14 protein-coding genes are annotated in these 17,790 nt (G+C 47.2%); 9 read left to right on the top strand and 5 right to left on the bottom strand.

The features are described from left to right. Positions 1–73 precede the first annotated feature (73 nt). The 3 genes from QUA01_RS21705 to QUA01_RS21695 form a co-directional block, all read right to left on the bottom strand. On the bottom strand, positions 74–2,884 hold the full coding sequence (locus QUA01_RS21705; RefSeq protein WP_333092626.1) for a PAS domain S-box protein: 2,811 nt from the start codon (positions 2,882–2,884) through the stop codon (positions 74–76). A gap of 654 nt (positions 2,885–3,538) precedes the next feature. Further along, on the bottom strand, positions 3,539–5,089 hold the full coding sequence (locus QUA01_RS21700; protein ID WP_333092627.1) for a Vgb family protein: 1,551 nt from the start codon (positions 5,087–5,089) through the stop codon (positions 3,539–3,541). Positions 5,090–5,381: 292 nt separating this feature from the next. Beyond that, complete coding sequence (locus tag QUA01_RS21695; RefSeq protein WP_333092628.1) at positions 5,382–5,516, bottom strand: hypothetical protein; 135 nt, start codon at positions 5,514–5,516, stop codon at positions 5,382–5,384. Positions 5,517–5,886: 370 nt separating this feature from the next. On the opposite strand from QUA01_RS21695, the gene QUA01_RS21690 reads away from it, so the two are divergent. The 6 genes from QUA01_RS21690 (at position 5,887) to argH (ending at position 13,180) form a co-directional block, all read left to right on the top strand. After that, the gene (locus tag QUA01_RS21690; protein ID WP_333092629.1) at positions 5,887–6,612 is read left to right on the top strand and encodes a DUF502 domain-containing protein; all 726 of its coding nucleotides are present in this window, start codon (positions 5,887–5,889) and stop codon (positions 6,610–6,612) included. A gap of 282 nt (positions 6,613–6,894) precedes the next feature. Further along, on the top strand, positions 6,895–7,527 hold the full coding sequence (gene nusB, locus QUA01_RS21685) for a transcription antitermination factor NusB (RefSeq protein WP_194010778.1): 633 nt from the start codon (positions 6,895–6,897) through the stop codon (positions 7,525–7,527). A 116-nt stretch (positions 7,528–7,643) separates the two neighbouring features. Then, on the top strand, positions 7,644–9,371 hold the full coding sequence (gene ftsY, locus QUA01_RS21680; protein ID WP_333092630.1) for a signal recognition particle-docking protein FtsY: 1,728 nt from the start codon (positions 7,644–7,646) through the stop codon (positions 9,369–9,371). 281 nt (positions 9,372–9,652) lie between these two features. After that, the gene (locus tag QUA01_RS21675; protein ID WP_333092631.1) at positions 9,653–11,140 is read left to right on the top strand and encodes a PP2C family protein-serine/threonine phosphatase; all 1,488 of its coding nucleotides are present in this window, start codon (positions 9,653–9,655) and stop codon (positions 11,138–11,140) included. Next, the gene (locus QUA01_RS21670) at positions 11,130–11,366 is read left to right on the top strand and encodes a hypothetical protein (RefSeq protein WP_194066727.1); all 237 of its coding nucleotides are present in this window, start codon (positions 11,130–11,132) and stop codon (positions 11,364–11,366) included. Before QUA01_RS21675 ends, QUA01_RS21670 begins: the two co-directional genes overlap by 11 nt. Before the next feature lie 428 nt (positions 11,367–11,794). Then, on the top strand, positions 11,795–13,180 hold the full coding sequence (argH, locus tag QUA01_RS21665; protein WP_333092632.1) for an argininosuccinate lyase: 1,386 nt from the start codon (positions 11,795–11,797) through the stop codon (positions 13,178–13,180). A 100-nt stretch (positions 13,181–13,280) separates the two neighbouring features. Here the strand turns inward: argH and QUA01_RS21660 are convergent, their stop codons facing one another. Continuing rightward, the gene (locus QUA01_RS21660) at positions 13,281–13,475 is read right to left on the bottom strand and encodes a hypothetical protein (protein ID WP_194010773.1); all 195 of its coding nucleotides are present in this window, start codon (positions 13,473–13,475) and stop codon (positions 13,281–13,283) included. A 762-nt stretch (positions 13,476–14,237) separates the two neighbouring features. Between QUA01_RS21660 and bcp the strand changes: the two genes are divergently transcribed. The 3 genes from bcp (at position 14,238) to QUA01_RS21645 (ending at position 16,454) form a co-directional block, all read left to right on the top strand. After that, positions 14,238–14,711 (top strand): thioredoxin-dependent thiol peroxidase, encoded by a 474-nt coding sequence (gene bcp, locus QUA01_RS21655; RefSeq protein ID WP_333092633.1) that lies wholly within the window; start codon positions 14,238–14,240, stop codon positions 14,709–14,711. Between the two features lie 77 nt (positions 14,712–14,788). After that, entirely contained in the window at positions 14,789–15,244 is a 456-nt protein-coding gene (locus QUA01_RS21650; RefSeq protein WP_194010783.1) for an NUDIX domain-containing protein, read from the top strand. Between the two features lie 403 nt (positions 15,245–15,647). Further along, on the top strand, positions 15,648–16,454 hold the full coding sequence (locus tag QUA01_RS21645) for an alpha/beta fold hydrolase (RefSeq protein WP_333092634.1): 807 nt from the start codon (positions 15,648–15,650) through the stop codon (positions 16,452–16,454). A gap of 232 nt (positions 16,455–16,686) precedes the next feature. Here the strand turns inward: QUA01_RS21645 and QUA01_RS21640 are convergent, their stop codons facing one another. Further along, complete coding sequence (locus QUA01_RS21640) at positions 16,687–17,583, bottom strand: pantothenate kinase (RefSeq protein ID WP_333092635.1); 897 nt, start codon at positions 17,581–17,583, stop codon at positions 16,687–16,689. Between the last annotated feature and the right edge of the window lie 207 nt (positions 17,584–17,790).

Genomic DNA, 17,790 nt, shown 5'->3' with positions numbered 1-17,790 from the left:
AACCCAGCGGTAAAGAGAGGTTGTTCCTGGTAACGAGAAAAATCTCAAATCGACTGGCGCGATCGACAATTCGTCATCGCCCAGCCAAACTTGCTACCACCGCCACTAATTCTGCAGGATCGATCGGCTTGGACAGGTGAAGTTGAAAACCCTGCCGCAGCGCCCGCACCCGTTCCTCTACCCTACCTGTCGCCGTCAGCGCCACCGCTGGAATTTCCTTGTTCCCCGATCGCGATCGCACTTGCCGCAGCAGAGTCTCTCCATCTTCCCCCTGCATTCCGAGTTCGATCGCCAAAACATCGGGATTCATGCAATAAATCACCTCCAAGGCTTCCATTACCGAGGTCGCGGTCTCCACCAAGGCTCCGCAATCTTCGAGCACTGTACGGGCAAAATCCAAGGAATCCCGGTCGCGATCGATCGCCAAAACTCGTACTCCCGAAAGGTTACTGCTCACAAAAGACTCCATCGGGTGCGATCGCGCCGGGGTTTCTCCAACCGCCAACTCCCCAAGCCCTACCACAGAAACTCCGCCCTCGCTATGAGACTGTTTAATTGGCAATCTCACCAAAAACCTCGCTCCTTGTCCCGCACCGGCCGATTCGGCTTCCACTGTTCCCCCGTGCATTTCTACAAAATGGCGCACCAAAGCCAAACCCAAACCCAATCCGTTGTAAGGTCGCGCTGTAGAGCTGTCAGCTTGGCTGAACCGATCGAAAACATGGGGCAAAAACTCCCTCGCAATCCCTTCTCCCGTGTCGCTGACCTCAATTTCGACGCTAGGATGGGACACATTTTTACTCGCAGTTAATTGCGCTTGTCCACCAGCGATCTCCACTTTGTGCAGCGCCACCGTTACCTGTCCGCCGTCAGGAGTAAACTTAATCGCATTTGACAGCAAATTCCACGCCACCTGCTGCAAGCGGCCGGAATCGCCAAAAATCCGCCCCGCTGTTTCGTCGAAATCCGTCACGAGTTGAATATTTTTTGCCCTCCAAGCGGGGGCGAGAGCTTCGATCGCAGCCTCAACAGTCGAAATCAAATCCATCCACCGCAAATTCAGGAACAGTTTGCCGGTAATAATCTCCGACACGTCCAACAAATCCTCGATCAGAGTTGAGAGCGATCGCGTATTGCGGTCGATCGTTGAGAGAGCTCTAACCGTCGTTTTTTCGTCAAACTTGCGGTTTTGCAACAGTTGCGTCCATCCCAGCATCGCATTCAGCGGTGTCCGCAATTCGTGGGACAAAGTTCCCAGAAACTCGTCTTTCATCCGGTTGGCTCGCGCCAATTCCTCGGCTCGATCGTGCAGTGCTTTTTCTAACTCCTTGCGATCCGTCAAATCGAGAACAAAAGCCACAAATTGTTGTCGCTTTTCCCCCAACAAAATATATCCTAAAAACACAGAAATCCTGCTACCATCGGGCCGAATGTATTCCTTTTCGTAGGGAGTGCAAACGCCATTTATTTTTGCCTCTGCAATGCTGCGATCGTCCAGCGGTAGGTGTTCCGGCGGTGTAAGGTCTTTACAGCGGAGTTCCCCGCGCTCCAACTGTTCCCGCCGGTAGCCCACTATCCGCAAAAATTCGTCGTTAGCGTCGCTGATGCCATCGTCAAGATCGCCGAAGACAATTCCGATCAAGTTAGATTCTGCCAACATTCTCAGCTTTTCTTCGCTAGCTTTGAGTGCAGATTCTGCTTGCTTGCGATCGCTCACGTCTTCGATGTAAGCCGACAAACCAGAATCGGAAGGATAACAACGCATTTTCAACCACTTATTCAATAAAGGCACGAATTCTTCATACTCTACTGTTACCTGGTCTGCTAATGCTTTGGCTGCCATTTTGTAAAATGGTAATTCCACAGCATTGGGAAATAAATCCAGAAGATTTTTACCGAGGAGTTCGGCTTGTGATTTGCCTAAAAGTTTGAGAGCTTTGTGGTTGATATAAGTGTAATTCCAATTTAAATCGAAGGCGACAAAAGCATCGGTAATGCTTTCGAGAATGTTAGTAATTCGAGCGTTTGCCGATAGCAGGACATGAGCTGTTTCTTCTGCTTCTTTGCGAGCTGCTTGTTCGTTTTTCAAAGCGGCAGTGCGTTCTTGTTCTGCTAATTTGCGATCGCTAATATCGATGCAAGAACCGATGTAACCTGCAAAAGTGCGATCGAGTCTGTACCGGGGTACGCCCGTACCCAAAACCCAGCGGTATTCCCCGTCATAGCGCCTCATGCGACATTCGATCCGGTACTCGCGGCGGGCATCGAAGGCTCTGTTGCAAAGATCCCGACATTTTGGCAAGTCATCGGGGTGCAAGCTTTCCATCCAACCGCTGCCCATTTCTTCCGCCAAAGTTTTACCGGTAAAATCCAACCAAACTTTGTTAAAATAATCGCCAAGGTTGTCAGAGTCCAACATCCAAATCATCACCGGCGCAGTATCTGCCATCATCCGAAATCTCGCTTCGCTCTCGATCCGCTGCGCTTGAGCTGCTTTGCGATCGAGCCGCTCTTTCACTTCTCGCATCGCGCGATCGATCGACGGCACCAAGCGCGTCAAACTGCGTTTAAGAACGTAATCTGTAGCGCCGCTTTTCAAAGTTTCGATCGCGACTTCCTCGCCCAAGGTAGCAGACACAAAAATAAACGGCACTTCGGGACAAGTAGCGTTCGCCATTGAGAGCGCCCCTAATCCGTTAAAACCGGGCAGCATATAATCTGCCAAAATAATATCAAAACATTGTTTGTCTAGTGCCGCAGCAAAGTCTTCCCTAGTGTCTACGCACCGCAGAGAAAACTTGAGACCGCCTTCAACTAGATAAGCCTCAATCAGTTCGGCATCTAGGGCACTGTCTTCTATTAAGAGGATATTTAGCGTTTTCACAACAATTCCTTAATATCTTTTACTTAAAGTTTGAATCAAAATTCTTTGAATACTTCCATTATTCACTCAATTTCGATGGTCGCTCTAAAAAAAAGATAAAAAATTGCTCTGCTTTCTAGTTGAACCTCTGCCCCTGTTGGTTAGTTGATCCCGATTTCTCCACAATAGTCCTGGACGCACTCTTTTTTGCTCGTTACCAGGAAGAGCCTGGTAATGCAGGTGCGGAGCCTCTGCCTCCTTTGTCTGGTAATGCAGGTGCGGAGGAAGAGCCTCCTTTTACCTCGGCACTTATAGGATAGGACTGCAGGAGATGTTTAAGTTATTAAATTTTCATTTCTAAGTATAGTCTTGGGACGCACTATTTGCCCAGAAACCGAGTTTGATGGACGAAAATACTGCATCTATAGCCTTTCTGTGCTCTGGTATGAGATACTATCCGGCATAGGGCATAGCGCAAACCGGCTAAACCGGGCATACCTCACTTTTTGAGAACCGCTATAGACCTTGAATCGCCATAAAAACCCGATTTCTGTGGTCTTAATGCGCTCGCGAACTCGTACAGATCTATGGCACAAATCATATCATGCGCGATCGCTCTTAGAAACCGCTCCTTCAAGGCTCATTCAACCCTGATAGGAAAGCGACTTTTACAGGTTAGGCGATCGACACAATACTAGCTCGATCGTAAGGCAATCGGTTAGTAGGCAAAACCTCCAGATTAATTTCCACTGAATTCAAAGCCGGATTTTCTGCCAGCACCTTTTGCGTCAAATTCTTATTCACAATTTCCCAGAAATCCGTTGCGTTTGGATAAGCACTCAAGAAATTGTCAATGGCTTGGTAAATCGGCACAAAATCAGGATATTCACCCTGGGTAATTCCTGGTTTATACTGATACTTGACATCAATATTTAGATTATTCAAACCCTGATGTTCGATCGCATAATCAGGAATTTTGAAATCCCAGCCTTCTCCTAATTTACCATCGGCTGTGCGAGTCACAGTGCTGCTGCGCTCATAAGGCAATTTTTCCGTCGGCAAAACATCCAAATTAACCGTCACAGACGTAATTGTCGGATTTTCTGCCAGCACTTTTTCCGTCAGGTTTTTGTGGACTATCTCCCAAAAATCAGTTTCGTTTGGGTAATTAACTAAAAAATTGTCAATGCTCTGATAAATCGGCACAAAATTAGGATATTGATAATCTCGAATCCCATCTTTGTACTTGTAATTTAGATCAATATTCAGGTTGTTTAACCCTTGATGTTCGATTGGGTAATTTGCTAGTGAAAAATTCCACTTTTGACCTAATTGAGCATCCGATGGAAAGAAAGCAATTCCCACTGGACGCTCTAACTTGCTGTCGGGAGGAACAAAAATAGAATTGTTACTCAACAAAGTATTGCTCGATATTGGCAGCGGTTCGTCAGTCTTGCCACTGTAGCGTAAAACAGCACCCGCACCGTTAGCGCTGGCGCGGTTGTCAAAGCCCACAGCAAACAAATTGCCCATCGGCGAAAATGCCAAACCACCTACATAATTGCTACTGGGCGAAGTATCAGTATAATTCGTAGGTAAAACCTTAATTAATTCCCCACTGGTTAAATTGTAGCGCCTGATATCGTTAGCAAAATCGCTCACATAAAGGTCGCCATCATCAGGCCCGATAGCCATTCCCAAAAGACTCACAAATCCCTGACTCCGAGGCGAAGGTTCGGGCGAAGCAAAGATACTTGACTGCCTGGTTTCCGGGTTGTAACGCAGCACCTGACTGGGTAAATTTGCGCTAAAATCGGCTTGACCCTTACGAGCAACACTCCCCTGCGTTGTCACGTACAAATAGCCGTCAGGAGCAAACAGTAAATTGTTCGGCCCGTTCAATCCTCCTGCTTGCTGGTTTCCCGCAGCAAATACATCAATGAACTGTCCAGTTTTGCCGTTATATCGGAGAATTTGGTCAGTCAAAAAACTACTGACATAAAAATTTCCGTCAGGGCCAAAAGCTAAACCGTAAGGGCGAGACAGGCCGCCAGTTTCATCAGTTGCTGTATTCGGATTGTCAGCGACAAACCTGTCAATATATTCGCCAGTAACTCCGTTATACCGCAATACGGCAGATGCTGTCGGTTCTCCCGAATCTCCTGGTTTGTCGCCGCTAGAAATGTAAATGTCCGCCAAATAAGTCGGGTATTTCGGCTGAAACACCCGCAATATTTCCTTGAATAGGGTTTTATTCCAACAGTTCTGTTGTCTGCCACATAAACTATTTATTTTTGAGCTGATTTTGGCGCTCGGATATGAATTTGACTATACCAGTCCTGGACGCATCACAATCAGATTTTAGATTGAGGGATTGAGGGATTTAGGGATTTAGGGATTTAGGGATTTAGGGATCTATCGATATTCCGTAACAATTTAACGGACTCGCATTCCACACTACGAATCTCTTTTATTATGGTAATTCAATAGTCAAATGGTTTAATAAGTATCTAGAATTTTAGAAATAATTTGACGTAATATCTGCTACATTGGTCGATCGCACTTCTGTCAATTTCTCAAAAAAATGATTGTTCGATGGGATGGCGCGCGATCGCAGTACAATTACCAACTGTCTTGGTTTAGCCAGCCCCATCCTCAAAATTCAACTGTTCTCCAAGCAGCCCAACAGCCTTCTAGGGGAAACGTCCCGATGGGATCGGTCTCAACTCTAAGAGCTAATTTGTTAAGTCCTAGCTAAATTGTCTTAAAATATACAAAGGAGTAAAGTGTTTCCCAAGTCACGTAGTATATTAAAGACAGGCAGTAATTTGCAAGAATTCTTGACAATATAAGTACAGCACAACCGCAGTTACCACCTCCTAACTCTTTCCATATCCAAGGGCGCGGCAAGGTGGGATAGAAGACAATAAAAATGCCGACTTTCACTCTTTGCCCGTGCAGTTGCTTTACTCTCAGGTTTGTTCACGTTATTTGCAGCCAGTTACGAGGAGAGTTGACCACCCGTGCTCCAACGCATCAAACAAGACTTAAAAAACGACCTGATCGCAGGTCTGCTGGTAGTGATACCCTTAGCTACTACCATCTGGCTGACAATTACCGTCGCCAGTTGGGTTATCAATTTTCTTACCAAAATTCCCAAGCAGATCAACCCTTTTGACGGACTCAACCCGATTTGGGTCAATCTGCTGAATTTTTTAGTAGGGCTGGCTGTACCCCTGCTGAGCATTTTACTCATCGGTTTAATGGCCCGCAACATCTTCGGGAAGTGGCTGCTAGACTTTGGCGAACGCCTGTTGCAGGCAATTCCCCTAGCGGGTTCGGTTTACAAAACCCTCAAACAACTGCTGGGAACTATTCTTAACTCAAATGACAAATTTCGCCGAGTGGTGTTGATAGAGTATCCCCGGCGGGGAATCTGGACTTTGGCGTTTGTGACGGGTACGATCGACAGTAACGATATTAAGTCTCATTTGTCCGGCGAAACTCCGATCGGCATTTTCATCCCCACCACGCCCAACCCCACCACCGGATGGTACGCTATAGTCCCGGAAACCGATCTAGTGAATTTGTCAATGTCGATCGAAGATGCCTTTAAACTGATCATCTCCGGCGGCATCGTCAACCCCAGCAACTCAGTTTCAGTCACCGCCGACAACCCCCCAGGCAAAACACTCGAACCTTTAATATCCGAATCTAGATACCAGCGTGTCCCAGTCGAAGAAGACTGAACCAGCCGGAAGCGGAGAAATCCAACACTCAGAAACCCAGTTCATACCAAGAACCAGAAAGCCCGCCCATAAAATTAATATTGAGCACGGTGCAACATCTCAGATTAAAATAGCTGTGGCAATTGCTCGTCTAATATTTTCCCAAAACCTGCCCAGAAACAATCATCACCGAGGGCGGGTTTTTTGCTGATTTTTCTGCTAAAGTCCAAGTTTACAGTCTCAACCAGTATCTAACAATCTCAAAAATTCCGAAATTCCTATCCCAATTTCTATCTAAAAAATATGAAAAAATCCCGCGAAACAGCACGCGAACTCGCACTCCTCGGCATCAGCCAACTACCGTCAAATCCAGAACTCTTAGAAGCGAAGAAACTGGAAGATGTTGTCCTCGCCGCCGTCCGCACCCTGACAGCAGAAGTTCAAGAATCCCTAGAAGCAGCAGCCTCGGAAGTGCAGCGGAGTAGTGACAAACTGCTTGCTAGCGAAATCCGCGCCGGCGATATACAAAGTGCTAGAGTAATGGTGCGCGAAGCTGTGGAACTTACGCAAACCGCCATCAACCGTCTCGGTTCCGCAATGGAGTTTCCAGAAATGCTCCAGCTTGCTAACCAGCAAGATGTCCGCACCTATGCTTTGCAAATCCTGACGAAAGTTAGCGCCAACCGCTCTCAAATTGATGAATTGCTCTCGGAATCCCTCGTGGATTGGCAAATAGATCGGTTGCCCAGGATCGATCGAGATATCATGAGAATTGCGATCGCCGAAATCCTCTATCTCGGCTTAGCCGAACAAGTCGGCGTCAGCGAAGCAGTCCAACTAGCAAAACGTTACAGCGGCGACGAAGGACATCGCTTCATCAACGGAGTCCTCCGCCGAGTAGTCGATAAAATTAACGCAGAAGTTGTCACTCAATAGTCAACAGCCTGCAGTCATTTGTCATCAGTCATTGGTCATTAGTGATTGGCAATCCGCAATCCGCTCTACACTAAGGACTGATGACTAATGGCTAATAACTATATTCCCAATTTCCTATGGTTTTTAATTGGTTTCGTCGCCAGTACAGCGAAAGCGGATCTTCTGAAAAAGAAACTCCTCCCCAGCCAACCCAAGATGAGTCGGCACAACCGGCACCCGCCGGGTCTCCAACAGATGCAGCAACAGACCAAAGTTCACCCGCTGCAGCCGAAGATTATCTCAATTGGGCGAAAGCTGCTTACAAAAATATTCAAAAACAGCAAAAACCTGAAACAGAAGTAGCCGAGACAGAAGTTGCAGCCGAGACAGAAGTTGCAGAAGTTGCAGCCGAGACAGAAGTTGCAGAAGTTGCAGCCGAGACAGAAGTTGCAGAAGTTGAACCAGCAGAAACTGTTGCAGAAGTTCCAGAAGTTGCACCAGAAGCGATTGTTGAAGCAACCGATGCAGCACAAAATGCAGGATTTGCCGACACAGATCCACAAATCGCTGGGGCGATCGACCTTGCACCCGTTGCTCCACAATTAGAAGTTACAGCAGATATAGAAATTGCCCAACCTGCAACCTCAGTTGTAGAAGAAACCGAGTCGATCGCATCTGAGGCGCAAGCCGACGAATCTCTGCCGTTTTGGGCCAGAGCTCAAGCCGATCGCATGGATCGCATCGAACGCCTCAAAGAAACCGCCATTGAAGAACCAGAAGTAATTGCAGCCTCCGCCGAAAGAGCCGCAATTATCGAAGAAATTCCCGGTTTCGACTTTGACGAAGGCTTTTTATGGTCATCAGAAATCCTCGCCAGTCAGGGCCGCCGGCCAGATCAAGTATCCGTCGAAGAAATCAGTTGGCTGCAAAAACTGCGGAAAGGCTTAGAAAGAACCCGCCGCAGCTTAATTAATCGACTAAAGGCGATCGTCGGTCAAGGCCCGCTCAACCAAGACGCAGTAGCCGAAATTGAGACTTTGCTCCTACAAGCCGATGTCGGAGTCGCAGCCACCGACATCATTATCAGCCGTCTGCAAGAAAGACTCAAACAAGAAGCTTTACCGCCAGAACAAGCTCTAGCCTTCCTCAAAACCATCCTGCGTGACATTCTCGACGCTCCGACAGCCGAAACCGCCGCCGGCAATCCCGCCTACAGCCTGACTTTTGCCCCAGAAAAAGACACCTTTAACATCTGGTTAATTGTCGGAGTCAACGGTGCGGGTAAAACTACAACGATCGGCAAACTCGCCCACATCGCCCAAAAATCCGGCTACAACACCCTAATAGCCGCCGCCGACACCTTCCGCGCCGCCGCCGTAGAACAAGTCAAAGTTTGGGGGGCCCGCAGCGGTGTCGAAATTATTGCCAACCCAGGCAAAAATACCGATCCCGCAGCAGTCGTGTTTGATGCGATCGCCGCCGCCAACGCCAGAAACACAGAACTGCTGATCGTAGACACCGCAGGCCGCCTGCAAAACAAAAAAAATCTCATGGACGAACTCAGTAAAATCCGTCGCATAGTAGATAAAAAAGCCCCCGGCGCTACCGTAGAATCTCTACTGGTCTTGGATGCCACATTAGGTCAAAATGGTTTGCGACAGGCAGAAGTATTCGCAGAATCTGCCAAATTAAGCGGAGTAGTATTGACAAAACTCGACGGTTCTGCTAAAGGTGGTGTTGCCCTCGCAGTAGTGCAGCAGCTCGGTCTCCCCATCCGCTTTATCGGAGTAGGAGAAAGCATCGAAGATTTGCGCCCGTTTTCTAGTTACGAATTTGTCGAAGCCCTACTGGATTTTAGATTTTAGATTTTAGATTTGAGATTGATGAAGTATCTGCCGCGGGCCCGATTTTTGGAGGCCCGGACAGAACTTCAAAGTCTCAAATTCTTAAGCTCAAACTAGCATCGCACCAAACTACTAAAGAAAAAAAACCGGGTTTCTGCTCGCTGGCGTGCAATATCGTTTCCAGTTGTATCGGTATTGTTCAAACACTCAACACTCAACAATCACGCTTCGGTACAACTGGACTCTTCTCTAGGTCCTCAATCAATCAAGTTCCTTTTAAGATCAAAAATCACAAATTTAAAATGACTGCTGTGCCTTTGCCTCGTCCCTCACCTCAACCTGCTGACCGCCCGACGGGTCGCAATTCTACCGACGCGACGCCAGTATTTGCCCTCAAAGAACTGGTGGGCCGCTTGCACCGATACCAGCACAACGTTCAAGATATGTTGGGCTCCCTAGGATTTGCCCTCCGCAGTTTTAACAATCTCAATCAATTTTTGGAGTTAGTACCTTTAGTGGCGACTCGCGTTACCGATGCCGACGGGGGAGCTTTAGTGCTGTTCAAACCCAACGGTCAAGTCAGGTTTCAGCAGTTGCACTGTCAGGAAGGAAGGTATTGCCAAGATTTGCAAAAAGCGCTGGAAATGGCCACCAGACAAGCTACAGCAGTTGCTGCCCCGGCTGGTGAATCTGCTTCCTCAATCTCAGGGCAAACTTCTAGTCTCGACCTGCAAGTAAGTCGTTATTTGGGCCCGGATGTTCATTTGTTTGGAACGCCAATTTTAGTCAAAAATTTAGAACGCGGACGGCTTTATGTTTTTAGTAGTGACCCTCAATATCTGTGGACTTCCAGCAGACAGAAATTAGTTCGGTTGGTGGCGGATCAAACCGCCGTGGCAGTCTACAAAGATGAACTTACTGTTAAGTTAGCTGAAAAAGAACGCTTAGATAGAGAATTAGAAATCGGGGCGGAAATTCAATTGCGGCTGCAACCCCGCAGTTGTCCGAAAATTCCCGGTCTTGACGTGGCCGCCCGCTGCCAAACCGCTAGCAGAGTCGGTGGAGATTATTATGATTTTATTCCCGCTGACTATGACCCGATCGGCAAGGATAATGAGGGGCAACACCCCCCATCCCTGATCGAAAATCTCAAGTCCAAAATCGACAAGGGTCGCTGGAGCATCGTCATCGGCGACGTGATGGGCAAGGGAGTGCCGGCGGGCCTGTTGATGACGATGACGCGGGGTATGCTGCGGGCCGAGGTTTTGAACCGCCACTCGCCTGCGAGAATTTTGCAACATTTAAACCGGGTAATGCACGCGGATTTGGAAAATTCCCACCGTTTTGTTACTCTGTTTTATTCGGAGTATGACCCGAAAACTCGCGTTTTGTCTTACAGCAATGCTGCTCACCACCCACCTTTGCTGTGGCAAGCTGCAACTAATACGATTCTGGGACTCGATACTTTGGAGGGTATGTTAATTGGTCTCGATCCAGATTCGCACTACCAAGAAGCTCAGGTGCAATTGCAGCCGGGAGATACTATTATTTATTACACTGACGGTTTTACCGATGCTGCTAATCAAAGAGGCGATCGGTTTGATGAGGATAATTTGACTGCGGCTTTTCAGTGGGCTTGTCAAAATTATCAGCAGTCTGAGGAAATTTTGGATTATTTGTTCGATCGAGTTCAGCAGTTTATCGGTATTGGCAATCGCAACGAAGATGACATGACACTGGTTGTACTTAGAGTAACACCTTTAACAGGAGAAAATCAACATGATAGTTAATTTAATGCCGGAAATTATTGCTGGATTGACCGGCTCGATTCATTGGCATGATGCAGTTGATTTGTTAGTTGTAAAATCTCATTTGAATACGGTGATTTTGGGCCAAAGCTACGAGATTTTTACTAATTTCCAGAAAGCTTGGAATCATTTTGTTTCGACTGGTCAAATAGGAGCTTTTTTTATAGGTATATTTGTTGGCTGGTTCGTTAAGGGCATTTTTCCTTAGAGCTTTTGTGGGACTTGGGGCATTAGGAAAAGATTTGATATCAATTCCGGTTGTACTGTCATGTGATTGTTGACTGTTGACTGTTGACTGTTAAGAGGGCGGGCCCGCACCATCCACCGCCCCTACGGACTGTTGACTCGATTTTATTATTCCGATGCAACCGGAAAAGATTTGAAAAGTTAGCAGGCGGGATTTCATTTTTTTGTGATGCAGTATAATTTTAATAATTTTGTAGTCAGGAATTCAGTTTTTTAGTGTCAATACAGGTATAAAAAGTTTGCAGTCGGGATTAAAGTCTTTTTTTGCCGAATTAGGGAAGCAGGATTTTAGTTTGATGCTGCAAATCGGCAGACTTGCATTTCGATGCCCAGAACCGGTTTTTTTAAAGACTTCTGCAACAGACATATAATCTAGTTTTACCTTCAGTAATGACAGCACAACAAAAAACTTGGAGTCAAAGATTTGAATCAGCGCTGCACCCAGCGATCGCCCGATTCAATGCTAGTATTGGCTTCGACATTGAACTGATTGAGTACGATTTGACTGGTTCTGTCGCTCATGCTAAAATGCTCGCCAAAACGGGGATTATTTCTGCAGCAGAAGGCGAACAGTTAGTCAATGGTTTGGAGCAAATTCGCCGCGAATACCGCGAAGGTCTTTTTGTTCCGGGAGTTGATGCAGAAGACGTTCACTTTGCGGTAGAAAAGCGACTGACGGATATTGTGGGGGATGCGGGCAAAAAGCTGCACACAGCTCGATCGCGCAACGATCAAGCAGGTACTGATACTCGTTTGTATTTGCGCGATCGCATCGCCGAAATTCGCCAGCAATTGCGAGAATTTCAAGGGGTTTTACTCGATATTGCCGAGCTTAACGTCGAAACTTTAATCCCCGGTTACACGCACTTGCAGCGCGCTCAGCCAATCAGTTTGGCTCATTACTTGTTAGCTTATTTTGAAATGTCCGATCGCGATTGGGAACGTCTCGGCGATGTCTCCAAGCGGGTGAATGTTTCGCCTTTGGGTTGCGGTGCGCTGGCGGGGACGACTTTCCCAATCGACCGAGATTATACGGCAGAACTCTTGCATTTTGACAAGGTTTATGCTAACAGCTTAGATGGAGTGAGCGATCGAGATTTTGCGATCGAATTTCTCGCAGCCTGCAGCTTGATTTTGGTACACTTGAGCCGCCTGTCAGAAGAAATGATTTTGTGGTCTTCTCACGAATTTGGATTTATTACGCTCAAAGATAGCTGCGCTACAGGTTCTAGCATCATGCCCCAGAAAAAAAATCCCGACGTGCCAGAGTTGGTGCGGGGCAAAGCGGGACGGGTATTTGGTAACTTGCAAGCCTTGTTGGTAGTAGTGAAGGGACTTCCTTTGGCCTACAACAAAGATTTGCAAGAAGATAAAGAAGCTTTGTTTGATACCGTGAAAACGGTACAGGCTTGCTTGGAAGCAATGACGATTTTGCTCAGGGAAGGAATCGCGTTTAACAAATCGCGCCTCGCCGTGGCTGTTACCGAAGACTTTTCTAACGCTACAGACGTAGCAGACTACTTGGCCGCTAAAGGCGTTCCCTTCCGGGAAGCTTACAACCTCGTCGGGAAAGTCGTCAAAAGTTGCCTTTCGGGGGGCAAACTCCTCAAAGATTTGACACTTGAGGAGTGGAAAGACTTGCACCCAGCTTTTGATACAGACATTTACAGCGCGATCGCGCCTCAGCAAGTGGTGGCGGCTCGCAATAGTTATGGAGGTACCGGGTTTGAACAAGTGAGAAAATCACTTATCGCTGCGCGCGATCGGCTCGCCTAAACATCGTTAAATTCTCGGACAAATTCGGGCTGGCTATCTCTCCGAAAGAACGATCGTGTTTTCCACTCTGGTTCTAAATTGGGCAGATAGCCTGACTCTATTACTCTTCAGCAGCAGCCATATCCTTGTCCCGTCCGCCGCCGCCGCTCATGGCGCCCATCCCGCCGCCGTTGCCGCCGTCAAATCGCCTTCTCTTGTTGGAGAACATATCTTGATTTCTCCGCTTGCGAAATTTGCGAGCGTATGCTTGATTTCGTTGTGCCTTCTCTTTCTTGAGATTGCGGCGCTTAGCCATTATGACCTCACTAATAAACATTGACACTCCCCGCGCCCGAAAGCCCGGGAATTCTTAAGATTGATACTCTGTGCACTCAGGCGTGACTGAGATTCTTGCTTGGGCGAAGTCACTTGCTTCTGACAGGGTTTCTCCAGCTAAAGCAGACGTGTCTTCTCCCGAAGCGTAAATTCCGGTATACTATACCGTACTCGATCGGTTCTGTTTCTGTAGCTAGGTTTTGTTCAAATTTAGCTTTCGTGACGCTCCCACAACAATCGCAAGCGATATGGTTTAGGCTTCTGAGTCCTGTTAAGGATATCGAGAACTTCCTTCAAGGTACTCCAATCGTTTCCCTCTACGGCATTTTAAAGTGAGGAACACGTCCCGCCCCACTTATATTATAAAAAGGAATTGGTTCGTCTCGTTGTCCACCCCTCCACGGCTCAAAGCTATGCTTGTGAGATTGTGAATGGGTGGCATCAGGAGTCTCACGCACCTTTTATCCCACACTAACCTTCGATCAGTATACTGTGGGGATTCCTGTCTGCCTAGCTAAACCGCAACACCGTTAGGTGTGACTACGCACTCAACTAATCCAGTTAAGTTTTTACGTTGTCTAGTTTTACTCAATTTTAGACCGATGACGATCATAACACACCCGGTACAAGACCCAGAAAAAAGAACACCGGGATTCAACTCGCTGGGAATCTGGGTGCGATCGGACGCAATGTTTTCGATCTTCCAGAAGATTTCCATAAACTATTGACAAAAAAACTACAAATGACTGTAAATCCCGGTGACGTAGCTCCTGTCTTCAGCCTGCCCGACGCGCAAGGCAATGTCGTCAGCCTTGCAGATTTTCGAGGGCGGCGAGTTGTACTTTATTTTTACCCTCGGGACAATACCCCCGGCTGTACCAAAGAAGCTTGCGGCTTTCGCGACATTTACTCAGACTGCGAGTCGCGCAATATTGCAGTCCTCGGCGTCAGCACAGACGGGCCCCAATCCCACGCCAAGTTTGCAGCTAAATATCAACTGCCTTTTCCCTTGCTGTGCGACTCAAACGCCGAAGTCGCTACCGCCTACGGCTGTTACGGACTCAAAAAGTTTATGGGAAAAGAATTTATGGGAATTACTCGATCGACCTTCGCGATCGACCCAGATGGTAGGATTGAAAAGGTTTATTGCAAAATCAAACCAGAATCTCACGCAGCGGAGATTTTAGCAGACTTGCTAGAAATCTCGCCTGAATGACAAATGCAAAATTAAGACTCCAGAGCTGCGAGCTAGGAGGCCTCGAATTACTTTCTCCTAAACAAGCTTTTGAGTTTATGCGTCGATTGTGGCAAATTGGACAAACTGTGCTGGGGCTGATTTTTCGCCATCCCGTCACTGGTACTGCGGTGATTCCCATATTACCTGACGGGCGAATTGTGTTAATTCGCCGCCGCGACAACGGTCGCTGGGGACTGCCGGGAGGTATGGTTGACTGGGGAGAGGATGTTCCGACAACAGTGCGGCGGGAATTGGCGGAGGAAACAGGACTCGATTTAGTCAAAATCCTGCGCTTGGTGGGCGTTTATTCGGCTGCCGATAGAGACCCGCGCCTGCACTCAATTTGTATCGTGGTAGCTGCAGAAGTGGAAGGAAAGATGCAAATTCAGGATACGCTGGAAATCAGCGAGGTTGAGGCTTTTTCGCCGGGATCGCTGCCGGAGAACCTGCTGAGCCACGATAACGACAAGCACTTGCAGGACTATTTTCAAGGCCTGACAACTTTGGCTTAAACTAGGCCGTCCAAATTTGAGTAAAGTCGGGAATTACTTGGCCGGAGCGTCGATTGAGGAATTAAAGAATTAACTCGTCGCGATCGATCTGGGTTCTTGAAAAAAAGTCTAAAATTGCGTGAGCGAAGCTTGCAGAAGAGGATCGCCCCGCGACGAGTGTCAGAAAACAAGTATCCGTTTTTGGTCGGAGTCAACATTTGCCTGTGATGAGTGTGGAATTAATTTTTAATGTAGGACTTACGCATGGCGGGCCCGTGAAACCTGGTTTTTCACCGCTCTTAAAGACAAAGAGCCAATATTTGGGAAAAAAACCCGATTTTTGCCATCAAGGTGCATTCCTACTTGAATTCAAAATCTCTGAACATTAAATTAATAATCTTTTTATAGCTAAATTTTTAACCGGATGTACTTACAGCTACGCAATTCTCGGGTCAAACTTTCTTTAGGGCAAATCTTCTGGCACGAAGTCGGTCAAGGCCCTAATTTAGTATTTTTACACGGTTCTTGGCAGGACAGCAGTCAGTGGCTGGGGACGATCGAACATTTGAGCCCCTACTACCAATGTTTCGCGCCGGATTTGCTGGGGTTTGGCGATTCCGAACGGCCGAACGTTCATTATTCGATCGACCTAGAAGTAGAATGTCTCGCGCAATACCTCGACACTTTGAACCTGCAACAGGTTTATTTAGTCGGTCATTCTTTGGGCGGCTGGGTGGCGGCCAGCTACGCGATCAAATATCCCGATCGAGTTCAGGGTTTAGTGTTGTTGGCCCCTGAAGGGGTAAAGGTTGGCCACCGGCGGGCGCGGTGGCAGAATGCTCGCTGGCTGATCGGTAAACCTCCGTTGGCTTACTGGTTTTTGCGATCGATCTATCCCATTGCTAAGTTGTTGGGCGGCAAAAAAAAGATTGACCGACTGCTAAATTTTAGACAGCAATTGGTGCAGTCCCCAGTTGCAGTGCAGTTGCTGTTGGGGCGGCGGCGGGCTGAAACTACAGCGGAGTTAGTTGATGATAATTTACCATTTTTGAAAGTGCCTGTTTTGTTGTTGCACGGTTCTGAAGATAGCGTCACAGCTTTATCTCTGTGTCAATGTTATGCCGCTCTAGTTCCTAATGCCGAACTGCAATCTGTCACTGGGGGAGAAAGCAATTTACCACAGGAAGCCCCGGATATTGTTGCTAAGTATATTCGCGAATTTGCTAAGTGAATTAGTCAGTAGTCAGTAGTCAGTAGTCAGTAGTCAGTAGTCAGTGGGAATTGTGGACTGTTGACTAACAACTAACAACCAATAACTAACAACTAATAACTAACAACTAATAACTAACAACTAACAACTAATAACTACTGCCAACTGCCAACTGCCAACTGCCAACTGCCAACTGCCAACTGCTAACTGCCAACTGCCAACTGCCAACTGCCAACTGCCAACTGCCAACTGACTAATAACTAATTCCCCAAAAAATGGCTTCTGGCGCGTCAATTATGCAGGAAGCCGTCTCGGGAAAGGCCGCGGTGAGGTATTGCAATAACAAAGTTCGATCGCCCCCGGTGAGTGCAATTTTGCTATTGGGAAACAACCTCTGCCAATCTTCAATAAAATCCCTAACTCCTGCCAGCGTCGCATACACCACTCCGCTGTGAATTGCCCCAGCAGTATTTTTTGCCCAGCGGTGTGGCAGATTTTCTGGTAAGCTAACTGAGGGCAATGCAGCGGTTTGTTTCCCTAGCGACGACAATTGCAAACCCAAACCGGGCAAGATAGCGCCCCCAACTAAATACCTATTGACATCTGCCCCAGTAAATGTTAGAGCTGTACCAGCATCTATAACTAAAACTGGCCAACCCAATTGGTTGCCAGCACCCAGTAAAGCCAAAGCTCTGTCAATTCCTAGAGTAGGATACAGTCCCCCGATCGGCAACTGGTCTAAAGTAATAATTCGGACATTAGGATAACTCTGCCAGATTGCTGTTTGCTGGGGAACTACTGATGCCAAAACCAGAGGTGGCGCGATGAAAGAAAGTGCGTGAGAATTAGAAACGGCGGGAGTATCATGAATAAAAGGGAGATTTATATCTGATATTTGCCCGATCGAACTCATGACTGTTTTTACCAAATATTCGGCTTTTTCTGTCTCACAGAGCCTGGAAACAGCATCAGCTTTCAGATGCTCTGTATTCCATGTTTTTTCTAGGGTTTTCCCAGCAAATAATCCCCAGTGGAGTCGCGAATTGCCGATCGCCAAAGCTATTTTAACCTCGTCTTTACCTGTGAATAGAGGTGTCAGGTTGCTTGTACCAACTAGCGGGCGAAAATTATCGACAATTGAGTTTTTCATGTTTATCGAGCGCGATCGCCAACATTGAACTAAAGATAGATTTTAGATTAATTTGATTCGATTAATCTAGCAAGTAAGTCTAATTTACCTGCAAAAAACAGGTGTCGCGCCCCCCACAATTGTTGTGGATGCTTCCAAAGTTTTAGAATTTTGTTCCTGCTAACCGATCTGTGAAGTAAATCTCAAAGCGAAAAATGGAAAATCTCA

Source organism: Microcoleus sp. S36a_B3 (assembly GCF_036700745.1).
Classification (GTDB): Bacteria; Cyanobacteriota; Cyanobacteriia; order Cyanobacteriales; family Microcoleaceae; genus Microcoleus.
Note: the sequence above shows the minus strand (reverse complement) of the source record. Positions and strands in the feature narration are given on the sequence as shown.

What these genes read in the sequence shown, in the direction of transcription:
- QUA01_RS21675 (WP_333092631.1), top strand. Translation starts at nt 9,653, where the DNA reads ATGACTGCTGTGCCTTTGCCTCGTCCCTCACCTCAACCTGCTGACCGC.
- QUA01_RS21640 (WP_333092635.1), bottom strand. Translation starts at nt 17,583, where the DNA reads ATGAAAAACTCAATTGTCGATAATTTTCGCCCGCTAGTTGGTACAAGC.
- bcp (WP_333092633.1), top strand. Translation starts at nt 14,238, where the DNA reads ATGACTGTAAATCCCGGTGACGTAGCTCCTGTCTTCAGCCTGCCCGAC.
- QUA01_RS21650 (WP_194010783.1), top strand. Translation starts at nt 14,789, where the DNA reads ATGCGTCGATTGTGGCAAATTGGACAAACTGTGCTGGGGCTGATTTTT.
- QUA01_RS21660 (WP_194010773.1), bottom strand. Translation starts at nt 13,475, where the DNA reads ATGGCTAAGCGCCGCAATCTCAAGAAAGAGAAGGCACAACGAAATCAA.
- argH (WP_333092632.1), top strand. Translation starts at nt 11,795, where the DNA reads ATGACAGCACAACAAAAAACTTGGAGTCAAAGATTTGAATCAGCGCTG.
- nusB (WP_194010778.1), top strand. Translation starts at nt 6,895, where the DNA reads ATGAAAAAATCCCGCGAAACAGCACGCGAACTCGCACTCCTCGGCATC.
- QUA01_RS21670 (WP_194066727.1), top strand. Translation starts at nt 11,130, where the DNA reads ATGATAGTTAATTTAATGCCGGAAATTATTGCTGGATTGACCGGCTCG.
- QUA01_RS21645 (WP_333092634.1), top strand. Translation starts at nt 15,648, where the DNA reads ATGTACTTACAGCTACGCAATTCTCGGGTCAAACTTTCTTTAGGGCAA.
- QUA01_RS21695 (WP_333092628.1), bottom strand. Translation starts at nt 5,516, where the DNA reads ATGGGGCTGGCTAAACCAAGACAGTTGGTAATTGTACTGCGATCGCGC.
- ftsY (WP_333092630.1), top strand. Translation starts at nt 7,644, where the DNA reads ATGGTTTTTAATTGGTTTCGTCGCCAGTACAGCGAAAGCGGATCTTCT.